The 24,245-nt window shown below is 56.3% G+C and carries 16 protein-coding genes and 1 other RNA gene; 7 read left to right on the top strand and 10 right to left on the bottom strand.

Annotation, left to right across the window (positions count from 1 at the left end; translation table 11 throughout):
* The first annotated feature begins 547 nt into the window (after window positions 1-547).
* Both VGH19_14740 and VGH19_14735 read left to right on the top strand, forming a co-directional pair.
* Window positions 548-1,918, top strand: a complete 1,371-nt coding sequence (locus VGH19_14740; GenBank protein HEY1172624.1) for an MFS transporter — start codon at window positions 548-550, stop codon at window positions 1,916-1,918.
* Between the two features lie 24 nt (window positions 1,919-1,942).
* Window positions 1,943-2,881 (top strand): sugar phosphate isomerase/epimerase family protein, encoded by a 939-nt coding sequence (locus tag VGH19_14735; GenBank protein HEY1172623.1) that lies wholly within the window; start codon window positions 1,943-1,945, stop codon window positions 2,879-2,881.
* A gap of 121 nt (window positions 2,882-3,002) precedes the next feature.
* Here VGH19_14735 and VGH19_14730 read toward each other — a convergent pair whose 3' ends face one another.
* From VGH19_14730 to VGH19_14705, 6 genes are all read right to left on the bottom strand, one after another.
* Window positions 3,003-4,034: a peptidyl-alpha-hydroxyglycine alpha-amidating lyase family protein gene (locus tag VGH19_14730; GenBank protein HEY1172622.1), complete on the bottom strand. Its 1,032-nt coding sequence runs from the start codon at window positions 4,032-4,034 to the stop codon at window positions 3,003-3,005.
* 302 nt (window positions 4,035-4,336) lie between these two features.
* The gene (gene ftsH / locus VGH19_14725; protein HEY1172621.1) at window positions 4,337-6,361 is read right to left on the bottom strand and encodes an ATP-dependent zinc metalloprotease FtsH; all 2,025 of its coding nucleotides are present in this window, start codon (window positions 6,359-6,361) and stop codon (window positions 4,337-4,339) included.
* Window positions 6,362-6,457: 96 nt separating this feature from the next.
* Window positions 6,458-7,843 (bottom strand): tRNA lysidine(34) synthetase TilS, encoded by a 1,386-nt coding sequence (tilS, locus tag VGH19_14720; GenBank protein HEY1172620.1) that lies wholly within the window; start codon window positions 7,841-7,843, stop codon window positions 6,458-6,460.
* 93 nt (window positions 7,844-7,936) lie between these two features.
* The gene (locus VGH19_14715; protein HEY1172619.1) at window positions 7,937-9,385 is read right to left on the bottom strand and encodes a DUF1501 domain-containing protein; all 1,449 of its coding nucleotides are present in this window, start codon (window positions 9,383-9,385) and stop codon (window positions 7,937-7,939) included.
* A gap of 3 nt (window positions 9,386-9,388) precedes the next feature.
* Window positions 9,389-11,812 (bottom strand): PSD1 and planctomycete cytochrome C domain-containing protein, encoded by a 2,424-nt coding sequence (locus VGH19_14710; GenBank protein HEY1172618.1) that lies wholly within the window; start codon window positions 11,810-11,812, stop codon window positions 9,389-9,391.
* Between the two features lie 257 nt (window positions 11,813-12,069).
* Window positions 12,070-12,195 (bottom strand): hypothetical protein, encoded by a 126-nt coding sequence (locus tag VGH19_14705; protein HEY1172617.1) that lies wholly within the window; start codon window positions 12,193-12,195, stop codon window positions 12,070-12,072.
* A 429-nt stretch (window positions 12,196-12,624) separates the two neighbouring features.
* Between VGH19_14705 and VGH19_14700 the strand changes: the two genes are divergently transcribed.
* From VGH19_14700 to VGH19_14680, 5 genes are all read left to right on the top strand, one after another.
* Window positions 12,625-13,995 (top strand): Gfo/Idh/MocA family oxidoreductase, encoded by a 1,371-nt coding sequence (locus VGH19_14700; GenBank protein ID HEY1172616.1) that lies wholly within the window; start codon window positions 12,625-12,627, stop codon window positions 13,993-13,995.
* Between the two features lie 212 nt (window positions 13,996-14,207).
* Window positions 14,208-15,701 carry a Wadjet anti-phage system protein JetA family protein gene (locus VGH19_14695; protein HEY1172615.1) on the top strand — a complete coding sequence of 498 codons (1,494 nt, stop codon included), beginning with the start codon at window positions 14,208-14,210 and terminating at the stop codon, window positions 15,699-15,701.
* Between the two features lie 2 nt (window positions 15,702-15,703).
* Window positions 15,704-16,342 carry a DUF4194 domain-containing protein gene (locus tag VGH19_14690; protein HEY1172614.1) on the top strand — a complete coding sequence of 213 codons (639 nt, stop codon included), beginning with the start codon at window positions 15,704-15,706 and terminating at the stop codon, window positions 16,340-16,342.
* Window positions 16,339-19,737, top strand: a complete 3,399-nt coding sequence (locus VGH19_14685; protein ID HEY1172613.1) for an SbcC/MukB-like Walker B domain-containing protein — start codon at window positions 16,339-16,341, stop codon at window positions 19,735-19,737. The genes VGH19_14690 and VGH19_14685 overlap by 4 nt, the downstream gene beginning before the upstream one ends.
* 214 nt (window positions 19,738-19,951) lie before the next feature.
* The gene (locus VGH19_14680) at window positions 19,952-21,019 is read left to right on the top strand and encodes a Wadjet anti-phage system protein JetD domain-containing protein (protein ID HEY1172612.1); all 1,068 of its coding nucleotides are present in this window, start codon (window positions 19,952-19,954) and stop codon (window positions 21,017-21,019) included.
* A 16-nt stretch (window positions 21,020-21,035) separates the two neighbouring features.
* Here the strand turns inward: VGH19_14680 and VGH19_14675 are convergent, their stop codons facing one another.
* From VGH19_14675 to lpxC, 4 genes are all read right to left on the bottom strand, one after another.
* Window positions 21,036-21,281, bottom strand: coding sequence for a GIY-YIG nuclease family protein (locus tag VGH19_14675; protein HEY1172611.1), 246 nt, complete (start codon window positions 21,279-21,281; stop codon window positions 21,036-21,038).
* A gap of 108 nt (window positions 21,282-21,389) precedes the next feature.
* Window positions 21,390-21,746: a transfer-messenger RNA gene (gene ssrA / locus VGH19_14670) on the bottom strand.
* A gap of 130 nt (window positions 21,747-21,876) precedes the next feature.
* On the bottom strand, window positions 21,877-22,650 hold the full coding sequence (lpxA, locus tag VGH19_14665; GenBank protein HEY1172610.1) for an acyl-ACP--UDP-N-acetylglucosamine O-acyltransferase: 774 nt from the start codon (window positions 22,648-22,650) through the stop codon (window positions 21,877-21,879).
* A gap of 7 nt (window positions 22,651-22,657) precedes the next feature.
* Window positions 22,658-24,052, bottom strand: a complete 1,395-nt coding sequence (gene lpxC / locus VGH19_14660; protein HEY1172609.1) for a UDP-3-O-acyl-N-acetylglucosamine deacetylase — start codon at window positions 24,050-24,052, stop codon at window positions 22,658-22,660.
* Window positions 24,053-24,245: the final 193 nt, after the last annotated feature.

Here is a 24,245-nt window from a genome sequence, read left to right as displayed (position 1 = left end):
CTTCCGTGTCCCTAACCCGAAACTCAAAACTAGGAACCAGAAACTTGGCCTTCGGCCCTTCCTTTACCAGCAGCGAGCTGCCAGCACCTAAATCTATCCCACAAAACCCTCAAGAAAACCACCTCTTTTCACTAAAATTTGCGATGAAAACCCAACCTTTTCGACACCAAGAACATCCAAAAACCACAACTTACGTAACTCGCATTTCTCATCCCCGCTGCTCCTCTTCCTGCTCGCATAGTTCGCGTGTTTCGCGGTCACTCCCCTCTGCCTTTTCCCACTGAAAACTTCAAACTCTCCGTGCAACCATTCCCCCTCCCTTCGCTCCCTTCTGTTAAACTCCGTTCCCTCTGCTCTCTCCTGTTCATCCTGTCAAAAATCACCTCCATTCGTTTGCCCCCATTCGGTTGAAGATTATCCGCTTCGTTGCGGCCATATTTTTCCGTGCTCTCCGTAGTTGATATCTCCCAGCAATTTTTTCTCCCTCAGCAAACCCGCTTGCCTCTCTTCCCCATTGTTCCCTATCCTGTCTCACAGCAAACTTCATATGAATACAAACGTCCGCATTCAGCTTTCCGTGATGATGTTCCTGCAATTCTTCATCTGGGGAGCTTGGTACGTCACCGGGCCAAACTATCTGAGCACCATCGGTTTCGGTGCTGGTGATTTCGGCTGGATGTATTCCGTGGGCCCGATCGCCGGCATGATCTCCCCATTTTTTGTAGGCATGATCGCCGACCGTTTCTTTGCCGCCCAAAGAGTTTTGGCCGCCATGCATCTTCTGGGTGCAGGTTTCATGTTTTTGGCCACCACCCAGATGACCGGTGCCACGCCCAACCCCAACGTCATCAATAGCTTTTTCTTCGCCTACATGCTCACTTACTTCCCGACGTTGGCTCTGACCAATACGCTGGCCATGAAAAACATGACCAACCCGGAGAAGGAATTCCCGGGCATCCGCGTCTTGGGTACTATCGGCTGGATTGCCGCCGGACTAAGCCTGACGGCACTCAAATGGGATAACCAGATCCACATGTTCTACCTGACATCTGGCGCTTCTCTGGCTTTGGGACTTTTCAGCTTTTTGCTCCCTCACACTCCGCCCGCAGCCTCCAGCGGCCCTGTTTCTGCCCGTCAAATCTTGGGCTTGGATGCCTTGGTGCTCCTGAAAAACAAATCATATCTCATATTCCTCGTATCTTCGATGCTCATCTGCATCCCTCTGGCTTTCTATTACCAGATCACCAGTCGTGTAGTGGAAATGACCGGTTTGCCCGTCGGCCAAACGATGTCCTACGGACAGATGTCAGAGATCTTCTTCATGCTCGTGATGCCCTTCTTCTTCGCCCGTCTGGGTGTCAAATGGATGCTCGCCGTCGGCATGCTGGCCTGGGTGGTCCGTTACGCACTCTTCGCCTTGGGTGCCACGGATGAAGTCCGCTGGATGATCTTGTTCGGCGTCGTAATCCACGGCATCTGCTATGACTTCTTCTTCGTCACTGGCCAGATTTACACGGATCAAGTGGCTCCGAAAGAGATTCGCGGCCAGGCGCAAGGTCTGTTGGTGCTCTTCACTTTGGGATTGGGCATGTTCATCGGTGCTCAAGTCGCGGGCAAGATCGAGACTCAGCACACACCGGATGCATCCAAACAGTATGCAGCTCAACTCGTCGCCGCAGGCAAGGCCCTCGATGAAGCCAAGTCCAAACTGGCAACTGCCGATCCTGCTGCAAAGGCTCTGCTAGAGCCTCAGATCACCAAGCTGGAAGAGGAAAAACAAACCCTCCGCAAACAGGAGCTCAAAGCGATTGAATGGAAATCCCTCTGGGGCAAGCCTGCCGCCTTTGCTGCGATTATCTTGGTCTTGTTCGTTGTCTTGTTCCGCAACCCTCCGTTGTCAGGCAGTTCTAAGCATTGATTAAAGTTTAAGCCCAACGAGATAATGAATCACCCATTGCACCGCCGCTCATTCCTCAAGCAATCGTCTCTGGCTCTCGCCGGTCTGAGCCTCGGGCTGGCCGGTTGCAAATCTGGTTCTGCTTCCGCCAAAAAACCATGGTTCGAAATCTCCCTCGCTGAATGGTCACTGCACAAAGCCATTCTGACCAAACGCGAACTGACGAACTTGGACTTCCCCAAAGTCACCCGCCGCGAGTTCAAACTCGGCGCCGTGGAATACGTGAACCAGATGTTCATGGATAAGGCCAAGGACACGGCCTACCTCACCGAGCTCAAAAACATCTGCAATGGTGAAGGTGTCCGTAGCGTGCTCATCATGTGCGATCGCGAAGGCAATCTTGGCGATCCCGATGCCAAGAAGCGCCAGACCGCCGTGGAGAATCACTACAAATGGGCCGATGCTGCGAAGTTCCTCGGCTGCCATTCCATCCGCGTAAACGCCGCCACCGGCAACATCGGTTCTTTTGAAGAACAACAAAAGCGTGCCGCCGACGGCTTGCGTAAGCTCACCGAGTTCACCAGCAAGATCGGCATCAATACCATCGTGGAAAACCACGGCGGCCTGTCCTCCAACGGCGCATGGCTTTCCGGCGTGATGAAACTCGTTGCCCATCCGAACTGCGGCACCCTGCCCGACTTCGGCAACTTCTACATCGACCGCATCAAGAACGAGCAATATGACCGCTATCAAGGCGTGACCGAACTCATGCCCTTCGCCAAAGGCGCCAGCGCCAAGACGAATAACTTCGACGCCCAAGGCAACGAACGCCACACAGATTACCGCCGCATGCTGAAAATCGTGAAAGACGCCGGCTATCGCGGCTACGTCGGCGTAGAATATGAAGGCGTAGAAATCAGCGAATTCGAAGGCATCCGCAAAACGATCGCCCTGCTAGAAACCGTGCGAGCGGAATTGGCTTAGAACATGAACTTTAAGGGGTAAAAAGTGAGAGGCGTGGACACCCTCGCCCCTCGGAGGGGAGAGGGCCGGGGTGAGGGGTGCCTGGGATTTGCCAGAAACCGTTACGTTTGCATACCGGCCCTCAATTCTGCCGCACAAACTTCTGCACCCGCTTTCCGATGATATCTCCGGCGTAGATGTTCCCGCTGGAATCCAGCGCCATCGTGTGCACCCAGTTCAGATCACCCGGCTGCTCTTTTCCATCCTCCCCCTTCGGCACTGTCCATAGTTGCAACAACTTCCCAGCCGTATTGAACCGCATGAACACTTGATCCTTCGGCGGACAACCCAGCGGCAACGTCGGATACTTCGGATCAAACTTCCACGGCATCGGCGAAGAACCGCAGACCCAGATCTCATCCTTCTCCGTCACCCAGAAACTCCACGGCACAATCAGATTGCTCCACGAATCCAGCAGCTTGCCCTCCGCATCATACACCTGCACACGCACATTGTTCCGGTCAGCGACATAGACCCGGCCCTTTGAATCACATGCGATGCCATGAGGCAGACTGAAATTCTCCTTTCCAGTCCCTAGCGTTCCCCACGCCTTGATGAACTTGCCGTTCTTGTCGAACCGCATCACCCGGCTGTTGCCATAACCATCACTCACAAAGATGTCGCCCTTCGGACCGAACGCTATGTCAGTCGGTTTGTTGAAATGCCTCTCATCCGCCCCCGGCTCACCATCCGTGCCCAAAGTCAGCAGCAACTCACCATCCGGCTTATGCTTTCGCACCGTGTGCGTGCCCACATCCACTAGCCACACGTTCCCCTCCTTATCCAGCTTGATGGTATGCGCGACCGTCTTCGCATTATCCCACCAGCCTTTCAGATAACGCCCATCCGGCGCATACACCTGCACCGCCGGTTTCGTGCGTGTGAACACCCACACGTTGTCCTGCTTGTCCACCGCCACACTGGAAACCGCCGCCGCCTTGAACTCCGCTGGTCGCTGCGGCCATTTCGCATCCACCTCATACCACGTCGCCAGATTCGTTTGCGGATACTTGGCGGTATTCGTGGAAGCCGAAGCGATTTGAGGAGTGCTCTGCGCTTGCGCCGACAGCAAAGCGCCCAAACCGATGCAGAAAGAAAGCCAGCGTGTGTTCATGTGAAAGATGAGAACCACGTTGTGACAATTGAACCCGTCCGTAAACAAAAAGAAAAAGGTAATGGATCAGTTAAGCGCATCCAGACACGGCCCCGAAATGCCGATGACACAGGAAAGCAAAATAACGCTGGCTATCCTCTGTCCATGGTGGGGCAAAGCTGCCGCTTTGCCCTAACCTCGGCCTTCACCGCCGAACTCACAAATTGAATCGGCCATAGAAAGACGCCCATTAATCTGACCCACTATCAAAACAAAAAGCCGTCCAAGAATCTCTTCTTGGACGGCTTTTGAAAGAATCAACTTTATGCCGGAGCTGGCGCAGCCGAACCCAGACCCGGATCCAGCTTCGGCGGCGTAGGTTTCGGAATTTCCGGCAATGGTGTCACCGCTGGCGCGCCCATCGGCGGCTCACCATTTCCTTGGCTCGGCGGCGGCGTGAACTTGCCCGTCTTCACGATGTCCAGCACCTGCGCACCATCCAAAGTCTCATACTCCAGCAACGCATTCGCGATGATCTCCAGCTTGTCGCGATGCGATTCCAGCAGGTTCTTCGACTTGTTATACGCCTCTGTGATGATACGGCGCACTTCCTCATCGATCTCTTGCGCGGTCCGCTCGCTGTAATCCTTGCGCGTCGCCATGTCGCGACCGAGGAACACATTATCATTGTCGTTCCCGTACTGGACCATGCCCAGCTTGTCGCTCATGCCCCATTGGCAAACCATCGCGCGCGCCAGATTCGTAGCCTGCTGAATATCACCAGCCGCACCGCTGGAGATATCGCCGGACACGATCTCCTCTGCAATACGACCTGCCATCGTCATGGTGATGATATCGATCATCTCCAAGCGACCGTGATTCAACTGGTCTTCCTTCGGCAACGACCATGTAGAACCCAGCGATTGCCCACGCGGAATGATCGTCACCTTGTGCAGCGGATGCGCATGCTCCAAGAGCACGTTCACCAATGCATGACCAGCCTCATGCCAGGCGGTGAGCTTCTTATTCTCATCCGTCATGGCCAGACTGCGACGCTCACGGCCCCAACGTACCTTCACGCGCGCCTCTTCGAGATCCGGCATCGTCACCGCCTTCTTGCCTGCACGAGCCGCCAGCAAGGCCGCTTCGTTCAAAAGATTGGCCAAATCCGCACCAGAATAACCCGGAGTCGCCCGCGCAATGATCGAGAGGTCTGCCAGCGGGTCGAGCTTCACATTCTTCGCGTGGACCTTGAGGATCGCCTCGCGACCGCGCACATCGGGCAGGCTTACGATCACCTGCCGGTCAAAACGGCCCGGGCGCAGCAACGCCGGGTCCAGCACATCCGGGCGGTTAGTTGCCGCGATGATGATGATGCCTTCCTGCGTATCGAAGCCATCCATCTCCACCAGCAATGCATTCAACGTCTGCTCGCGCTCGTCATTGCCACCACCGAAGCCATGACCGCGGCTGCGACCCACGGCATCGATTTCGTCAATGAAGATCAAGCACGGCGTGCTCTTGCGCGCCTGCTCGAACATATCGCGCACGCGGCTCGCGCCCACACCCACAAACATCTCTACAAAATCGGAACCGCTGATGCTGAAGAACGACGCATCCGCTTCACCCGCGATAGCCTTCGCCAACAGCGTTTTGCCAGTACCCGGTGAACCCACCATCAAGATACCCTTCGGGATACGGCCTCCCAGTTTCTGGAATTTCTTCGGATCCTTCAGGAACTCCACCAGTTCAGAGACTTCTTCCTTCGCCTCTTCCACACCAGCCACGTCCTTGAAGGTCGTCTTGTTCTTCTCCTTGCTCAGCATGCGCGCCTTGCTCTTGCCGAAGCTCATCGCGTTCTTGCCCGCATTCTTTATCTGACGGAACAAGAAGAAATAGATAAGGATGGCGATCAGCAGGAACGGCAGCAGCGTGATCATCAAGCCCATCATGAACGTATTCGGCTCCACCGTCTTGAACTTGCCCGTCGCGAGGATCTTCTCCTCCAGCGGCTCATTCAAACGCGTCTTGATGCGGAAACTCTTCTCTGCCTTGCCACCCGCGGCAGCCTTGTCCTCCACCGTATACTTGCCCGTGATCTCGCGCAGGTCGGGAGATTGCGGATGATAATTGATCTCGCCGGAGACGATCTTGTCCTGATCCACCAACTCAACGAACTGCGTATGCGTCAATGGTTCGATCTTCGCCTGCCCTTTGCCTTGGATGATGATGAGCGCTGGGATGACACTGATGATCAACAGCCAATACAACCACGTCTTGGGTGGGGTCCTAAACTCGCCGCCGCTTCCGCCGCGACCGTTTTCGAAGTTCTTATTTTCGTCCGACATTTGTAATTTTGACTACACTAGCATGGTCGTTGCGCACTAGCAACCGGCCATCTGCCAATAGTTTAAGCACCCCATAAGATTCCGTATCTACCCCTACTATCTCGGACTCACGGCTTGCCATTGCCATTTCAACCGCTGCCGGGAAGCCTTGTCGAGTTTGAATTGCTCCCCGATCCGCAATCCTTCTACCCAGAAAATCCGTCCATCCGCCGCCTCAGCCACCACCAACTTCCGCCTCCGCTCCGCCGGAATCTTCTGATTCACAAACCAGTCCTGTAACTTTACCGATTCCGCCATCCCCAACGGTTGGAACCGATCCCCAGCCTGCCAATGCCGCAACCGAACAATATCCCCAACCTTCTCCACATCAAAGACTTCCATTCCAATCGACGATTTCGGTCTTTTAAATTCCCCGACTATCTCCTCTTTCTCCCAAGTGATTGCCAACGAAGCGAATAGCACTGTTCCGCTGGGATTTACCATAGCCACTTCCAAGCCATTTGCATTAAAATCCAACGCTTTCGGCCCGCTCTTTTCTACCGTGCCATCAGGACGACGACATAAAAAAGTTAACTTATCCACCTGCACAATGACATCCTGCGCCGTCCTTAGCTCCTCAATCAATTCAAACGACTCCGCCACCTGCAAACTCCACAACTGCTGCTGAATAATCTGCCGCTGAACCGCAACGTGCAATTTGCAAAACGCTAGTTTTCGTTTCGCTGACCCCACCCATGCCTTGGCTTCTACGGCGACCAAATCAGCTTCCGCAGAGGTCACCTCCATCGTGCGGATGATAGCAGGCATCACCCCCTCTCCAAAGAGAGTCCTGATCTCCGGCACCAGTTTCTGTCTGATCCGGTTGCGAAAAATCTTTGTATCCTTGTTCGTCGCATCTTCGCGATACGGCACCGCGTGCTGCTTCGCGTATTGCAACAACTCCGCTTTATCCAGATCCAGTAAAGGACGCACCAGCCTCAACCCGCTCTCTTCCCCCGGAAAAGCACGTTCCCACTCCATACCACCCAATCCATCACCACCACTACCGCGAAAGAGCCGGATAAAAAAAAGCTCCACTTGATCATCCGCATGATGCGCCACTGCCACACGATTACAGCGAAGTTCTTCTGCAACCAATGAAAGAAAATCCAATCGCAATTCTCTCGCCGCCATCTCGATGGAAATCTTTTTCTCCTTCGCCAATCCTCTTACATCTCCCCTGCCCGCTTCAAATAGCACTCCATGCTTCACGCAATACTTCTGCACCAGCTTCTCATCCAAATTTGCCGCCCGCCCCCGCAACTGATGATTGAAGTGCACCACCAAGATCGTGAAACCATCCGTCTCCGCCAATTGCCGGAGCACATCCAGCAGCACCATGGAATCCACCCCACCAGAAACCGCCACCAACACCGCCTCGCCCTTCTGAATCAGGCCATGCGACTGAATATTCTTCCTTACTTTGGTGACGAGTTTGTCCACGCTCAGCCAGTTAGCCGGTAATCCTCCAATGTGTCAAAGCCGTTGCTAAAAGCTTCGGGCCGATTCCCCATATTGGCCCGCCGGTGCAACCGGCTAGGCTAGCATCTTGTGCAATATCTCCCCCTCCACATCCGTCAACCGGAAGTCACGCCCTTGGAACCGGAACGTCAGCTTCGTGTGCTCCAATCCGAGCAGATGCAGGATCGTCGCGTGCAGATCATGCACATGCGCCTTGTCATGAACCGCGTTGAAACCCAGCTCATCCGTCTCACCCAGCACGTAACCCTGCTTCACGCCACCACCCGCGAACCACATCGTGAACGCATCGATATGATGATTGCGCCCCGTCTTCTCACGCACCTCACCCATCGGCGTGCGACCAAACTCTCCGCCCCATATGACAAGTGTATCATCCAGCAGCCCGCGCGCCTTCAAATCCTTCACCAGAGCCGCACCGCCTTGATCCACCTCTTTCGTCACACGCTCGAAATCTTCCTGCAAATTTTCATTAGGCCCGCCATGGCTGTCCCAATTCGTGTGATAGAGCTGCACAAAACGTGTGCCCCGCTCCACCAAACGTCGCGCCAGCAGACAATTCCGCGCAAACGACGGCTTGTAAGGATCAATGCCATACATATCCAGCGTCGCCTTCGATTCACCGGAAATATCGATCAACTCCGGCCCGCTCGTCTGCATGCGATACGCCATCTCGTAGGCCGAGATGCGCGTCGCGATCTCATCATCCCCCGTCTCCACCAAGCGCTTGAAATTCAAGTCCCGCACCGCATCGATCGTGCGTCTTTGCCTCTCGGGGCTGATGCCCAGCGGCCGGTTCAAATTCAGGATCGGTTCACCCTGCCCTCGCAAAGGCACACCTTGATACGTGCTTGGCAGAAAGCCCGAAGCCCAATTCACCGAACCACCACGAGGGCCACGCGGGCCAGATTGCAGCACCACGAAACCAGGTAAGTCATTCGATTCACTGCCAATGCCATACGTCACCCATGAACCCATGCTCGGCCTTCCGAAGATGCCGGAGCCCGTGTTCATGAAAAGCTTCGCGGGTGCATGATTGAAAAGATTCGTCGCGCAAGACTTCACCATCGTGATGTCATCCACGATGCTACCCGTATGCGGCATAAGATCCGACACCCACATACCGCTCTTGCCGTGCTGTTTGAACTCGCGTCGCGTGCCCAACAGGTTCGTACGATGGCTGCTGTCCATGAACGCAAACCGTTTTCCCTCAATGAACGATTGCGGGATCGGCTGCCCGTTCAGATCCACCAGCTTCGGCTTGTAATCAAACAAATCGAGCTGTGAAGGCCCGCCCGCCATGAACATGAAGATGACATTCTTCGCCTTGGGCGTGAAATGCGGTTCCTTCGGCGCTAAAGGATTCTTGAGTTTTAACCCTTCTGCCGATGCCTTATTTCCACCCAGCAAACCAGCCAGCGCGATGGAACCAAGCCCCATTCCGCAACGGCTGAAGAAATGCCGCCGGGTAACTTCATGCAATGGATCTTTAGACACGGGCTTCATCGCTTATTCACGGGTAATGGTTTCGTCCAGATTGAGCAGCACTCGCGACACCGTCATCCATGACGCTAGCTGCACGGAGTCAAACTTCTCTTTCGCCCCCACCAGTTCCTTCGCCTCATTCGGTGCTTGGGCAAACGTTTTCTGCTCCGATTTCAACAAATCCGCCAGCCGTTCACGCTCGATATTGTCTGGAGCACGTGATGTACACAGCTTGAAAGCATACTCGATCTTCGCCGCATCCTCTTTCGGCCCATCACGCATCACGCGTTCAGCCAAAGCATGGGCAAGCTCGTAGTAAGCTTGGTCATTTAACAAGGTAAGCGCCTGCAAAGGTGTGTTGGAGCGGGGACGCCGGGTACAGGAACTAAAGCTGTCCGGCGCATCAAACACCATAAGCGACGGGTTGGGCGTAGCCCGCCAGAAAAAGGTGTACATGCCCCGGCGATACCGGTCCTCGCCCTTGCTCGGAGTCCATTCCCGCTTCATCTGCCCCAATGACATCACACCATCCGGCTGCGGTGGATACACGCTCGGTCCACCCACCTTGCGCGAAAGCATCCCGCTCGCGGACAACGCCGAGTCCCGCACCAGTTCTGCCTCCAGCCGCAGACGGTTTTGCCGTGCGAGCAACTTGTTCGTCGGATCCACCGTTTCCAAGTCTTTGCGCACATTGGATGACTGCCGGTAGGTCGCCGAACTGGCTATCAACTCGTGGATATGTTTTTGGCTCCACCCACTGTCCATGAACTCCACCGCCAGCCAGTCTAGCAATGGCTGGTTAGTCGGCAACGCTCCCTGTGAGCCAAAGTCATTTTCTGTCTCCACCAACCCCGCGCCGAAATACACCTGCCAGATGCGGTTCACCGTCACTCGCGCCGTCAATGGGTTCTGGCGATCCACTAGCCATCGGGCAAGATCCAAACGGTTGGGTTTCTTGGAGTCTAATGGATTCAACACCTTTAACACACCCGGCGTCACCTTGTCGGCTGGCCGGGTGAAATCACCTTTGATGAAAAGAAACGTGTCACGGGGTTCTTTTCGCTCAGCCATGATCAGTGTAAAATTGCTATCAAAATTGGCCATCTCCTTCTGGAGCTTGGCCAGTTCAGCAGCCCTTTTTTTGTATACCGCATCCCCCGCCAGCATCGCTTCCGTCAAAACCCTGTTCTGCTCCGCTGTCCGTTTCTCAACTGGCAAATCCAGCACTTTGACCACGTCGGCCTTAAGTTTCTTGCGCACACTCTCGCTTAATTCCGCCTCCCATTCCTTCAGCCCTGGCTCAGCAGCTTTTATCATCGCGGCCATCTCTTCTCTTGCCAGTTTTATCTTCTGGTTGAGTTCTTCGGTTTTAGGCTGGTCTTCCGGGTTGTGAACCCGGAGAGACGGTTCATCCGAGCTGTTGAAAAATGCGAATAGCTGATAGTATTCCTTTTGGGATATCGGATCGAACTTGTGGTCGTGACATTGGGCACAGGCCACCGTCAACCCCAGGAACACAGTGCTCGTTGTCGCCACCCGGTCAAAGATCGATTCGATCCGGAATTGCTCCTTGTCGATGCCGCCTTCCTGGTTGATCTGCGTGTTACGATGAAATCCGGTTGCCACCTTTTGCGCCTCTGTTGCATTGGGCAGCATGTCTCCCGCTATCTGCTCGATGGTGAATCGATCAAAGGGCAGATCATTGTTTATCGCATTGATCACCCAATCTCGGTACTGCCATATCTGCCGCGCAGCATCGATGCTGTAACCGTTTGAATCCGCGTAACGGGCCCCGTCCAGCCAATGCCGCGCCCAGCGTTCACCATAATGCGGTGTGGCGATCAATTCGTTCACCCATGTTTCATAGGCCTTGGGTTTTGAATTCGCCAGATACGCTTCCACTTGCTCTAACGTCGGCGGCAGACCTGTCAGGTCAAATGCGGCTCGCCTCATCAAAGTCACCTTGTCAGCTTCCGGTGAAGGTTTGATCCCCTTTTCCTCCAGCTTCGCGAGGATGAAATGATCGATCGGATTTTTGGGCCAATTCTTGTCCTTCACCTCCGGCAATGCCGGACGTTGCGGAGCTTGATATGCCCAGTGCGCCCTGGCGGAGGCATACATGTCCTGGGGCGCATCATTCGCCGGAGCCACCGCCCCTTCATCGATCCACTTGGCAATGGTTGTAATATCTGCCGCCGATAGCGGAGACATTTTCAATGGCATTTGCTTCAGTTCCGGCGCAATGCCCCGAACTGCTTGTATCAACCGGCTTTCACTGCTTTTACCGGGAACAATGGCCGGCCCACGGCTTCCCCCCTTCAACGCGAAAGCGACAGTGTCCAGCCTCATCTCTGATTTCTGCTCCGCAGCTCCGTGACACTTGTAGCAATTACGGGCGAGTATGGGTTTGACCTCTTTGACGTAATCCACCGCAGCTTGAGTTGACATCACACCGCTTCCGACCAGCATTGCCAGCCAGACTGCCCATCTATTCCATGCCACATTCATTCAGGATTTCGACTCTTACTATATAGCGAAAGCCTGCTCTGGGAACATGCAAAATCCACCAATACATATGTAGGCTTGAGACAGCCTTCTCGGCTGGCAGTAAAAGGATATTGGTGCGCCGGAGTGACCCGGCGCACCATTGCACGGAACCATCGAACTACATTTCAGTCATCTTTCAGGCTCCGCACAAGGCTGGCTTATTTGCCAATCATTTTAAGGACGAAGAAGATCAGCAGCGCACCGCCGATGCCTCCACCCAAAATCAGATACAGCAGCGACCATCCGGCCGCGCCAAACATGGGGATAAGTATTAAAGTGCTCATGCTTTATTCTTTAGCCAATCCAATGCCAGTCGACTTTTAGGTCTGGACAGGCCTATTTTCAGGACATTTAAGCCATTTTTCGCCATCAACGCTTGCGGTTTGTCCCTATGAAATTGCACGTTGCAACAAAGCGATGGCATCGCATGAATTAGGAGCATGAACGCAGGCTACTCCCTGATCATGGTGGGGCAAAGCTGCGGCTTTGCCCAAACTTTGGCCTTCACCGCCGAACTCATAAATTGAAACGGCCATCGAGAAATGCCCTACCTCAGAACCCCTGGCCGGATACTCCAAACTTTGAAGATTGTGGGTAATGCTCAGCCTCAAGGGTGCGCGGGAAGATGACTTCGTAAGTAAAATCATCTTTCCCCTTTCGCTTGTTTTGCTTGAGGCAAAACTTCGGTCATGCACAATCCACCCCATCCACTTATGAACAAGACGACCCCTTCCACACCTGTGACGCGTCGCACTTTTTTGCGAAACGGCGCCATCATCACGGCCGGTGTTGCGGCCCTTTCCTGGTCCGCCCGCGCCCAGACGAACAAAAACAGCAAGCTGCGCATCTACCAGATCGGTGTCGGCGGCATCGGCGCTCTACAGCGCAAAGGCCTGAAAGATCACCCTGCTGTCGAATGGGCCGGCTTCTGCGATGTGGACCAGCGCGAACTCGATAAAATCCAAAAGGAATTTCCTGGCGCTTGGACCTTGAAGGATTACCGCGAAGGCTTCTCCAAACACATGGCGAACTTCGATGCCGTGATCGTCGATACTCCCGACTTCCACCACGCCCCGATGATGCTCACCGCCCTGCAAAACAATAAGCATCTCTTCGGTCAGAAACCGCTCGTGCAGCAACTCAGCGAGCTGCGGATGATGCGCGACGCCTTGGCCTCGCGCCCGAATCTCGTCACCCAGATGGGCAACCAACGCGCCTGCAATACTGGCCGTATGCAAGCCGTGGAAATGCTCTTGAAGAACCAGCTGGGTCGTCCTGTCGAAGCCTACATCTGGACCGGCGGCGTGGAGCGTGGTCATTACTTCGGTGCTCCGTGGGGTGACTATGGTCAGGCCCAAGCAGTCCCCGATTATCTCGATTGGAACCTCTGGCGCGGACCACTCGCCGCCGATATTCCTTACAGTGATGAGATCGCCCCGCGTCGTTGGCGTTCCTTCTGGGAAACCGGTGGCGGCCAGCTCGCCGACTGGGGTTGCCACCTTATCGATCTGCTCTATTTCGCCTACGACCTACCTTCACCCGAAGCCGTTGTGACCCATACGCACAAGGCTGCGAACACCAGTCACACCGCCTTCAACCAAAGTACCATCACCTACGCTGGCGGCGGCAAGTTCGCTCGTGAGAAATTCGTGGTGCATTACAACGACAGCGCGCAGCAACCCTCCTTCGCCGCCTTGGGCCTGCCCGCCATGAAAGTCGGTGCGAACCACACCATGGTCGTCTGCACTGAAGGCACGCTACTTCTCCAAGCCGATGGCAAGATCACCGTCTTCCGTAAAGGCAAGGTCGTGGAGAACGAACCCTTGCCCCAAGTCGAGCCACGCAACCACTGGAAAGACTGGGCGGACAACTGCCTCGGCGCTAAGAAACCGCTGTGGACCCCACTTACCATCGGCTGGCGCATCACCGAGCCGTGCCTGCTCGCCGTGAAAGCCACGCGCTTCCCGGGGCAAGAACTCCGCTGGGATGCCCCGAACTTCAAATTCTCCAACCACGACCAGGCGAACAAAGACATCCTCGCCCGCGACTACCGCGCCGGCTTCGGCCCCCCGCAAGTCGCCTAAGGAACGCCCTCAATGTGCTGCCGGCATCTTGCCGGCAGTAGAGGGTGACACGCCTGCAACCGCATATTTTCAATTAACCTGCCCCACCCGGCAACCCGCCAGGCTGTGGCTTTCCTATGTCCACCACTTATCACCTTCTAGTAAGGTGTAATCAAATTTCTCCTTTCCCCTTATCAGCACAGGTGACAGCGACCTAAAAACCAGTTAACCCTATGGCCCTCATGTCGGATGAAAACAAATCATCTCTGGGCGCCAAGCTCGCCCCTCTGCTCAACGGCGGATTCTTCCGCCCGTTGAGCCGTCCGACTGCCGCCATTTATATCGATTGCGCCGACCGCCTCGTGGAAGCCGCCGATGAAGGCGGCCAGATCCCGCACGATGAAGCCCGCCTGCTCATCCGTGAGGTCATCATGCAGCATCCGGATATCCAATTGGCCGAAGACGAAGGCGGCCAGTTCCAAAATCTCAATCTCCGCGCCGGCCAGTTCTTTAATAAACTCATCGAAGCCCATTGGCTGCAACCGCGCCGCGTGAGCCTTGATGAATACTACGTCCTCATCGCCCCGCCTTTGCGCCGTCTGCTGCGTGTGCTGCGTGAACTCGGTGAAGACCGCCCCGCTGAACTAAAAGACTTCGCCGTCACCTTGCGTTCCATCTGCAAAGAAATCCTGAGCGATAACGCGCTCGATCCGAATCGCCTTGGCCCCGAAGAGATGCGCAAGACGGTGAAAGACCTCATCGACCGCGCCGGTCGTGCCGATGACCAGATGCACGCCGTGGAATCACTCGTGCTCCAGCACGAACTCGCCCAGCGCGCCAGCGGTTCCGCGCAAGAGACGTTGCAACGCTTCCTCGTCGATTTCCATTCCGGCGATCACATGGTCTGCTACGACGCCTTGCAAGAGGCAGGTTTGCTCCCGCGCTTGAATCAGGCCCGCAGCATCGCGCAGGAAGCTCTCTACGATCCCTTCACTAAACAGCGTCTCGCGGAAGGCATCGCCAAGCATCTGGAACTGGATGACACCGCTGCTTACGCCGAGGCCGAACGCTGGCTCATCAAGCTGGAGCGCCAACTCATGCTCATCCCCATCAAGCAACGCTTGATCGATGGTCGCATGGCCGATTTCAGCCGCCTCTCCGCCGCCCGCTATCGTTACCAGACGGAGATGCGTGGTCGCCGCCCCGAGCAGGTGAAAGCGTATCTGGATAAAGCCGCGCGCATTCATGCGGGCCATTCCTTCGCCGATCTCATGCACGAGGACGGCATGCAGATCCTCTCGCCCGTGGTGGAGATGTATTACGGCACCGATTCCCTTTCTCGTCCACGCCGTCAACGCTCCACCGTGGATCTCAGCATTGCCGAGAGTAACACAGCAGTGGACATCGAAGACGCGAAGGAAGAGATCCGCCGCCGCAATTTGAACGTGCTGACGCCGCAACGCGCCGCCCGCTTCGTCGAGCGTCATCTTCCGGAGAAAGGCGCGAGCATCTCCACGGAGCACATGCACGTGACGGTGGAAGATGATTTGTTAGACCTGCTCGCTGTACTCGCCTTTGATCGCGGTCCCGCCACGGGTTCGCATCGCTCCATCCGTTGGCGCATCCAGACCGTGCGCGGTGATCTCGGCACGGAACCCGAACGCATCCCGCGCGATGCCGAGGCCGATCGCCTCGTTGAACGCTTTACCCTCGAAAGGCTTTCCTGACCATGCCCCTGCCCTGGCCCTCATTCTGGCAGCACATCCGCGAGGATGATCGCCCCGCCATCTCGGATATCCTCTCCACGCTGCTCGCCCACGGCGCGCTCATCGGCGATGCTGGCCGCGATCGCGAGCTCTACCTGCTCGCACGCGAATATCAGAAAGACCTCGGCGAATACCTCGCGCCCTTGCATCTGGAACTCGTGCCCGACCCTGACCGTCCTATTTTCCAACTCCGCCCCGTGCCCGGCGATTGCGGCCTGATGGCGCGTTTCAATAAGGCCGAGACGCTGCTCATTCTCACACTCTGGCGCATCTATCACGACACGCGCATGGAATCGACCGTCGAAGCCGTCGTGGTGACCACGAACGAAATCTGGCACAAGCTCAACCTTTACTTCGAGCAGATGGAACCGCCCAAGGAAGCTCAACTCCGCGACATGCTCGGCAAGCTCCGTAACCGCCGCCTCGTCCGTGTGCAATGGCACGAAGACCCAAACCGCTTCGGCGATTCCCAGATCGAGATCTTGCCAACGCTCCCGCGCGTGATTCCATTCGAGAATCTCGCCGCTTGGGAACAGCAGGCCAGCGGTCACCAACCTTCACCCGGTGCGCCTGAGCCCACCTTGCCTTTGGAGGAAGCATGAGCCAGCGCATCTCCCTCACTCGCGTCATCGCGCTGAATTGGTATGGCTTCCGCCAGATCTTCGACGTAGCGGATAACGTTCTCATCTCCGGCGCATTCGGCACAGGCAAGTCCGCCTTGCTCGATCTCCTGCAATACGTCCTTCTCGGTGAACACTGGCGCGCAAATCGTGCCGCCGCTGGTAACGCCCGTGGCCGCGACCTCGTCGGCTATTGCCTCGGAGATACGAATCAGCAGCGCAACGGCCAACGCCATTTCCTGCGTCAAAGCGGCGTCACCTTGGTCGCCCTCGAATTCAGCCGTACGCCCGAGAAGGGCAAAAAAGAAGTGAAGCGCGAGACGTGGGGCATCCGCCTGGAATATTCCAGTCCCGATGCCGCGCCGAAGCAGACTTATTTCTTCATCCCCGAACGCGTCGAGTATTCCGCCCTCGCCCCTGGCGGCAAGCTGCGCCCGGATGACGAATTCCGCACGTGGCTGCGTCGTGAATATGGCAATGAAAGCCTGTTCTCGCGCCAGAAAGATTACCTCGAAGAACTCGCCGCCCCGCGCCACCTGAACTTCGATACGGATGCTTTCAATCGCACGTTCCCCAAAGCCATCGCCTTCGAGCCCGAAGAGAACGTGGAGAAGTTCATCCGCGAATTCATCCTCGAAGAAAACCCGCTCGATGTCCGCGATGTCCGTAGTGCGTTGCGTGCCTACGACGACACCCGCAAGCGTCTAGAAAAGCAGGAGGACGAAGCCGCCTTCCTGCGCCGCATTGCCGAGCAGCAGCAGATTTACACCACGTCCAAGCGCACGGAAGCCGTCCTCAAGCACACCGACCACACGCTCCGTCTCTTGCAGAATGAAGAGCGCCGCGAACAGTTCGCCGATGAACTGAAGCGATTAGAAAGCGATCACGCGGACGATCTGAAGGCCTTGGAGAAGTCCACTCGTGAAGCCGAGAGCACCAACAAGCTCTTGGGCGAAGTCCGCTTCGAGATTCAGAAAGATCCCGATCAGGTGAAGTTCGACCAACTTAGCCGTCAGAAGCAAGAGTTGCAGGACAAGGTGAACCAGCTTCGCGAAGCGCAGAAGTCTGTGCGCCAGCGTTTCGAGGAACGTCACTATCGCTGGACACAATGGCTCAAGCACGGTGCCGCCCTGCCCTTGGACGGCCTGAAAAAAGCGCTCACCATCGATGACCGCCTGCTCGCCACGCTCCGTTCTGGCACCGACGCCGAACGGCTGGACGCGATGCAAAAGCTCTCCGCCCGCTTCAACGAACTCTGGATCGCCATCGAGAACTTGGTGCAGCCGTTGAAGAACGACATCGTCAACCTGGAGAAGCGCCTGCGTCAGCTCGCGGAAGATTGGGAGAACCTGTCAAAAGGTCAGGCTCCCGGCTCTTTCCCGCTGTTCACGGCGATGCGGCAGAAGCTCGGCACTCGCGCCGAACAGCTTGGCCGCTTGATCGAAGTGAAACCCGAAGCCGAACGCTGGTGGCCCGCGCTGGAATTGTTTCTAGGCCGCAATCGCTGGGTCTTGGTTGTCGATAAACCCGCCGATTACCGCGAAGCCCTCGATATCCTCCGCAAGACGCCTCCGGGTCGTGAACCCGAGTCCTTGTTGAATCCCGCCGAAGTGCGCCAACTCCGCAACACCGTGCGCGAAAACTCGCTCTTCAGCAAAGTGGAGGTCACGCATCCCATCGCGCGCGCTTACGTCGAGCAGCTTCTCGGCGATGTCCAATGCGTCGAGACGTTGGAGGAATTGGAAAAGACTGAGGCCGGGCGTGCCATCACACCGGAAGGTATTTTCAAGCAAGTCCCGCTGCGTCGTCGCCTCAAGCCCGCGAACTCGGTAGAATTGACGTTGGGTCGTGAGGGCTTGGAACGCATGCGCGCCGCCAAGCAAAAGGAACAGAACGAAACGCGTCTGGAACTCGACGCACTCAAGCAACGCCTCGGCGATGTCTCCACGTGGCTCGACACCGGTCGCAAAGGCGGCCTCGCCGATACCTCGCTGCCCGACCATGCCGGCGAACTCTCCCTCTTGCCGGACAAGGAAACTGAACTCGGCCGCGTGCGCGCCACCATTGATCTGCTGCAAACGCCCAAGCGCGCCGCCCGACAAAAGCAGCTCGAAGAATTGGAGAAGCAGCACAAGCAGGCACTGGAACAGATCGGTATGTTGCGCGATCGCAACAATGGTTTCGAACTCAAAGCCAAGCCGCTCCGCGAAAGTCTTGCTCGTGCCGAACAGGAAGTCCGTGATGGTCGTCTCGAAGTCGAAGCCAGTCGTGTGGAGTTGAGCAAGGGCGTCAGCGGCGTGCTGGAAAAAGAACTCACGCAATTGCGCGACCGTTTCCGTACCGATCACCCGCGCTGGAACGATTGCTTCGCTGCGTTGTATAGCGAGGCCAAGGACGCAGGCATCAAAGCCACTGCAGCGCAAGCACAACGCAAGAGCGAACGCGAAAAACTCGCGCAAGCCCGTGATGAACACGGCAACCCGAGTCATCCCGAATACCAGCACGACTTCAATATCGAGGATGAAAGCAACGAGGCGTGGGACAATCGCCTGCGTGTGCTGGAAACCATCGAACTGCAAAAATCTCGCGAGCTAGCCGCTGATCGCAAAAAGGATTGGGAACGCCGTCTCGAAGAAAACGTGCTGAACGAATTGAACCGCCGCATCGAAGGAGCGAAGAACACGATTCGCCTGCTGGATCGTTACCTGAGCCAGCCTGTCGGCAAGTTCCGTTATCGCCTCAGCCAGCGCAAAGACACCGCTGGTTACGGCCCTGTCTGGCAATTGCTCGACTCCGGTCTCGAAGCCAGTGATCCACTCATGGCCGCCATCAAGGACAAGGAAGTGCAGCGCGCGAAAGAGGAATTGATGGAAGCCGTGAACGCGCCTGATAAGGGCGATGACCGCGCGCGCCGCCTCCTCGATTACCGCAATTACCATCATTACGACCTTGAAATGGTCCCGGCGGACAAACCGGATGCCCCACCCATCTCGCTTGGCCGTAGCGGACGCAACCTCTCCGGTGGTGAGAACCAAGCCCCGTTCTTCATCTCCATGCTCGCCGCCTTTCGCCGCGTGTATGATCGCGGAGATCGCAGTTCCACGCGCTCACAACAACTCGGCCTCGTCGTCATGGATGAAGCCTTCTCCAAGCTCTCTGGTGACGGCATCGAGGATTGCTTGGCCCTCGCCCGCAGCTTCCAATTGCAACTCATCATGGCCTTTCCACCGGAACGTTTGGGCGTGATGGTCCCGCATGCCCAAACCGTCATCATGTGCCAGAAAGAAGTGCAGCGTGACAAGGAAGGCTACGTGACGCGCATCGATAACATCCCGCTCCTCACCACCATGGCCGAGGCGATGGATGCTCTCTCATAGCCATCATGAAATTTCCCGAGGCACTCCAAAACGCCCGCAGCACCACTCCCTCGCCCCTCGGAGGGGAGAGGGCCGGGGTGAGGGGTGCCAGTGTTTTCGTAATTAATTCCATAATGCTTTCGCGGGCACCCCTCATCCTCAATCCTTCTCCCCTCCGAGGGGAGAAGGACGAAAGTGCGCCCTCCGCAGTTTAATTCGTAACCGAATTTAAACCATGAATCCCAAGCGCCTGCCCGTCGCTGCCGAGCTCTTCACCCAATGGTGTCGCGCACGCAGTGATCGGCAGGAAGTCTTGCAACGCCCCTTCTCACGCGCTTGGGAAAAGTTGCTCGATGACGCCGGATTGCTCTCCGCCTTGGAGCGCAACGAAGCCGAACGTGACGTTCGCGCCTTGGCCGAAGCAGGTTGGTTGGAAATCAAAACTGTTCGCTACCGCACGCATCTGATCGAGCGCGTCACAATTCCGCTCGCCGTTGAATCACGCTGGAAAGAAGCCTTCGATTTCCAACCGCCATCGAATGAAGAAGCCCGCCAGATACAGGATTACCCGTGGGTGCCTGAACTGGCCTTCCTCCGCGAAACCCGCACCGGCATTCCCTTTGATGAACTCAAGAAGCTGCATGCCTTCCTGCTCACGAAAGACACGCAAGCACCCAGCATCCCCATCAAAGAACGCTCTTTCGCCCTGTTCGGTGATGAGAAACGACTCGACGCCCTCATCGGCGGCGCACTCATCCGTAAAGACCGCTTGAGCCTGTCAGCGTTGCAATGCCATCCCGTCATCGAACCACTCGGCTGGCAGCGCGGCCCCACCAACACCGGCAGCATCATCGTCCTCGAAAATGCCGCCACATGGGATTCCTATCGCCGCTGGAATGCGCAGACGCACCAATTCAGCGCCGTGATCTACGGCCAAGGAAACTGCTTCGCCGAACGCACCGAATTCCTGCACGAGATATTCCGCGAACTCGGCAGTGCTCAACGAGTTTTCTACTTTGGCGACCTCGATGCCGCTGGTTTGAAAATTCCGCAACGGGCCAATCAGAAAGCCCAGCAAGCAGGCCTGCCCAAAATCGAACCGCATCTGCCGAGCTATCGTTGGCTCTTGGATCAAGCTCAGCACAAGACCTTGGCGAAGGAAGATGATCCTGCAAAACACCAGGATTTCAACTGGCTGGGAGAACTGGCCGAGGAAGCATGGCATGCCATCGCCACCACTCATCGCCTCGCCCAAGAGATCATCGGCTGGGAATTCCTGTCGAAGAAAAATAAAGCGGATTAAACTGCGAAGGCTGAAATCATAACCGTTTCTTTGCAAAAGCCCGCCCGGAACCCGTCTTCAAATACCGCTCAAAATCCAGCGCCTTTTTCCTTTCCGTAAACGCAACCGCCGTCTTTATCCGCCAAGGACGATACTGGGCCGTATGCGGCACACCACCCTCATTGTGCTTCAGCAATCGTGCTTTCAAATCCTCGGTAAATTCCACGTAGAAATGTTCTTCACCGTTCTCGCTCTCCAAAATGTAAACGTAGTAGAACTTCATGAAGTTTATCCCTCGGGATATTGCGCTCTCATCCTTTCGCTGGCGTGCCGAGCCGAAGCTCGAAGCCGATTTCACAACGCTGGTGAATTCGGCGCTTCGAGCGTAGGCTGGTGGAGGCGGCGGGAGTTGAACCCGCGTGCCAGGCAAAGCAACCAGTCACGACTACATGCTTAGCCAGGAGATATTGTCGGCTATGTGCTGGCGTCCTGACAGCGAAGCACACTGCTTAGTCTGCATGGTATAAGATTCGATTGAGAGTCGCGCAGTCTCCGCTTCAATCTACCCGTCTATTGCGTCCATCCACCGTAGTCGGGGTCCAGTGGCGGACGTCACAGCAACTTAGGCTGCGAGGGCCAGTTCTTCGTTGGCAACTAATTTTTTGATCTGAGTGATTTACGAGGCCAACAGATCATCCTCGGCATGCCGCTTCTGACGCGTTCACATGGTCGAAACCAGTACGCCCCCATTAGCCAGCGCGATAACATCTATCGTGCGGTCCCGTTCGTCAAGTGCGAGCCGCAGATATGTTCGTAGCTGTAAAAAGAAGAAAGTTAGCGCGCTCTTACGAGACGCGGCTACAAAAGAACCGCGCCGCTCACTTGCTCAACCCACGCTCGCTCGTCCTCGCGAACTGCGTCAGATGCACCACCTCGGGCAGTTTCGGCAATTCTGCTTCGATCCGGGTCAGTGCATTGCTGATCGTCAAGCCATCGCGGAAGATTATCTTGTAGGCTTGCTTCAAGGCAGCTTGGGCTTCTTCCGAAACGCCGTTCCGCTCGAGGCCCACTTTGTTCACCGTGCGCGTCTCGGCCGGGTTACCATCGGCGAGCATGTAGGGCGGCACGTCTTGCACCACCTTGGAGCAGCCACCGATGATAGCCATGGTGCCGATGCGGCAAAATTGATGAACAGCGGCCAAGCCACCGACGATCGCGTGATCCTCCACCTTCACATGTCCCGCGAGCGTGCCCACGTTCGACATGACGATGTGGCTACCGAGCTGGCAATCGTGCGCGATGTGGCAATAGGCCAAAATATTATTGTGCGATCCCACCACGGTCGCATCACCATCGGAAGTGGCGCTGTGGATGGTCACGTATTCGCGGAACGTGTTGTTATTCCCGATACGCGTCCACGTAGTGCCGCCCTTCCATTTCAGATCCTGCGTTTGCAGACCGATGCTCGCGAAAGGATAAATCACGTTGCCACTGCCCAAGGTCGTGTGGCCATCGATGACCACATGCGAATGCAGCTTGCAATCCGCGCCCAGCGTCACGTGCTCGCCGATGACGCAATAAGGCCCGATCTGGCAGCCCTCGCCGATCTTCGCGCCAGGGTGGATGACTGCGGTAGGATGAATCGTCGTCATGGTCGGTTTAGGGGTCCAAGACCATGAAGGTCACTTCCGCTTCACTGACTGTTTCGCCAGAAACACTGCAAACGCCCTTGGCTTTGCCGATCTTGCCGCGCCACTTCGTGAGTTCCACATCGATAATCAGCACAGAACCAGGCCGCACGGGCTTGCGCCACTTCACGCTCTCAGCCGCCATGAAGTAGGCAATCTTGCCCGCGTTCTCCGCTTGCTTCAGCATCAGGATGCCCGCGACTTGTGCGATGGCTTCAAGCTGCAGCACTCCGGGCATCACCGGATGACCAGGGAAATGCCCTTGGAAATACTGTTCATTCATCGTCACGTATTTTTCCGCAACGATCTTCAAGCCTTCGATCTTCGTGACGCGATCCACCATCAGGAACGGATACCGATGCGGCAACACTTTCATCACCTGCATCGTGTCCAGTGAAGCGCCGTCCTGAACAAGATTCTCCGATTCAGCGGCGGGCTCTTTCGCCTCTTTCGCTTTTTCTTTGGCCGGAGCGGCGGGTTTGGCCACGACCGCTTCGGGCGGTGGCGGCGTGAACGTCTGCGCCTGCACCAGCGGCTTGCGCATCTGGGCGGAAATCAGCTTCGTGAGTTCCACGTTGCCGCCATGGCTCGGCTTCACGGCGATGATGTGGCCGATGAGCGGACGGCCCAGCAATGTGAAGTCACCGAGGATATCCAGCATCTTATGCCGCACGAACTCTTCCGGATAACGCAAGGGTTCCGTCGTCAACACAGCGTCATCCCGGATGACCACCGCGTTCTCCAAACTGCCGCCCTTGATCAAACCGTTCTTGATGAGATACTCGATCTCCTCGAAGTAACAGAACGTGCGCGCGTGCGAGAGTTCCTTCTTCCACGTGGCCGTCGTGATCTCCGTGGAATAAAATTGGGTGAAGCGTCCGCCCTTACCGGCGCTCGTGCAGGTGATCTTCAGCGTGTCACTGGGGAAAATGGAGATGACCGTCTCACCGTGCGAGAATTGAAGCGGCTCCGTGACCTTGTAAGGCTCGCGCTTTTCCGTCTGCGTCACCGCACCCGCCTTGTCCAGCATCTCACAGTAAGCACGGGAACTGCCGTCGGCGATGGGCGGTTCGTTCGAATCGATCTCTACGATGGCGTTATCGATGTTATAACCTGCGAACGCCGCGAGGATATGCTCCACCGTGTGGATGCGTACATTGCCCTTGCCCAGCGTGGTCGAGCGGTTCGTCTCCGTCACATTCTCCACACGCGCTTCCACCTCGGGTCTGCCTTCCAAGTCTGTGCGGCGGAAGCGCAAACCGGTGTTTGCCTCCGCCGGAAGGAAGGTCATCTTCACCCGGTTCCCGCTATGCAGCCCGATGCCTTCATAAGACACCGCCTGCTTGATTGTCTGCTGTTGTAACACGGCGTGAGATTAAACAGGTCCGGGACAGCCAAAGCAAGCGGGCTTATGCAAGGGGGGCGCATCTTGACACTGCCCCCATAATGAGTTGGTAACGGTTCCGATCCTGGGTGCAAAGGGGCAACCACGAACCAAAGGAACACGGATGAAGCCAGAACCCAAGCGGCCTTTGACCTTACGGGAGATCGAGCAGGAA

Source organism: Verrucomicrobiia bacterium, assembly GCA_036405135.1.
GTDB lineage: Bacteria > Verrucomicrobiota > Verrucomicrobiia > Limisphaerales > JAEYXS01 > JAEYXS01.
Note: the sequence above shows the minus strand (reverse complement) of the source record. Positions and strands in the feature narration are given on the sequence as shown.

Excerpts from the sequence above, each read along its gene's own strand:
- VGH19_14715 (HEY1172619.1), bottom strand. The coding sequence starts at position 9,385 with ATGAAGCCCGTGTCTAAAGATCCATTGCATGAAGTTACCCGGCGGCAT.
- VGH19_14695 (HEY1172615.1), top strand. The coding sequence starts at position 14,208 with ATGGCCCTCATGTCGGATGAAAACAAATCATCTCTGGGCGCCAAGCTC.
- VGH19_14730 (HEY1172622.1), bottom strand. The coding sequence starts at position 4,034 with ATGAACACACGCTGGCTTTCTTTCTGCATCGGTTTGGGCGCTTTGCTG.
- VGH19_14690 (HEY1172614.1), top strand. The coding sequence starts at position 15,704 with ATGCCCCTGCCCTGGCCCTCATTCTGGCAGCACATCCGCGAGGATGAT.
- VGH19_14675 (HEY1172611.1), bottom strand. The coding sequence starts at position 21,281 with ATGAAGTTCTACTACGTTTACATTTTGGAGAGCGAGAACGGTGAAGAA.
- VGH19_14700 (HEY1172616.1), top strand. The coding sequence starts at position 12,625 with ATGAACAAGACGACCCCTTCCACACCTGTGACGCGTCGCACTTTTTTG.
- VGH19_14735 (HEY1172623.1), top strand. The coding sequence starts at position 1,943 with ATGAATCACCCATTGCACCGCCGCTCATTCCTCAAGCAATCGTCTCTG.
- VGH19_14710 (HEY1172618.1), bottom strand. The coding sequence starts at position 11,812 with ATGTCAACTCAAGCTGCGGTGGATTACGTCAAAGAGGTCAAACCCATA.
- VGH19_14680 (HEY1172612.1), top strand. The coding sequence starts at position 19,952 with ATGAATCCCAAGCGCCTGCCCGTCGCTGCCGAGCTCTTCACCCAATGG.
- VGH19_14740 (HEY1172624.1), top strand. The coding sequence starts at position 548 with ATGAATACAAACGTCCGCATTCAGCTTTCCGTGATGATGTTCCTGCAA.
- ftsH (HEY1172621.1), bottom strand. The coding sequence starts at position 6,361 with ATGTCGGACGAAAATAAGAACTTCGAAAACGGTCGCGGCGGAAGCGGC.
- VGH19_14685 (HEY1172613.1), top strand. The coding sequence starts at position 16,339 with ATGAGCCAGCGCATCTCCCTCACTCGCGTCATCGCGCTGAATTGGTAT.
- VGH19_14705 (HEY1172617.1), bottom strand. The coding sequence starts at position 12,195 with ATGAGCACTTTAATACTTATCCCCATGTTTGGCGCGGCCGGATGGTCG.
- lpxA (HEY1172610.1), bottom strand. The coding sequence starts at position 22,650 with ATGACGACGATTCATCCTACCGCAGTCATCCACCCTGGCGCGAAGATC.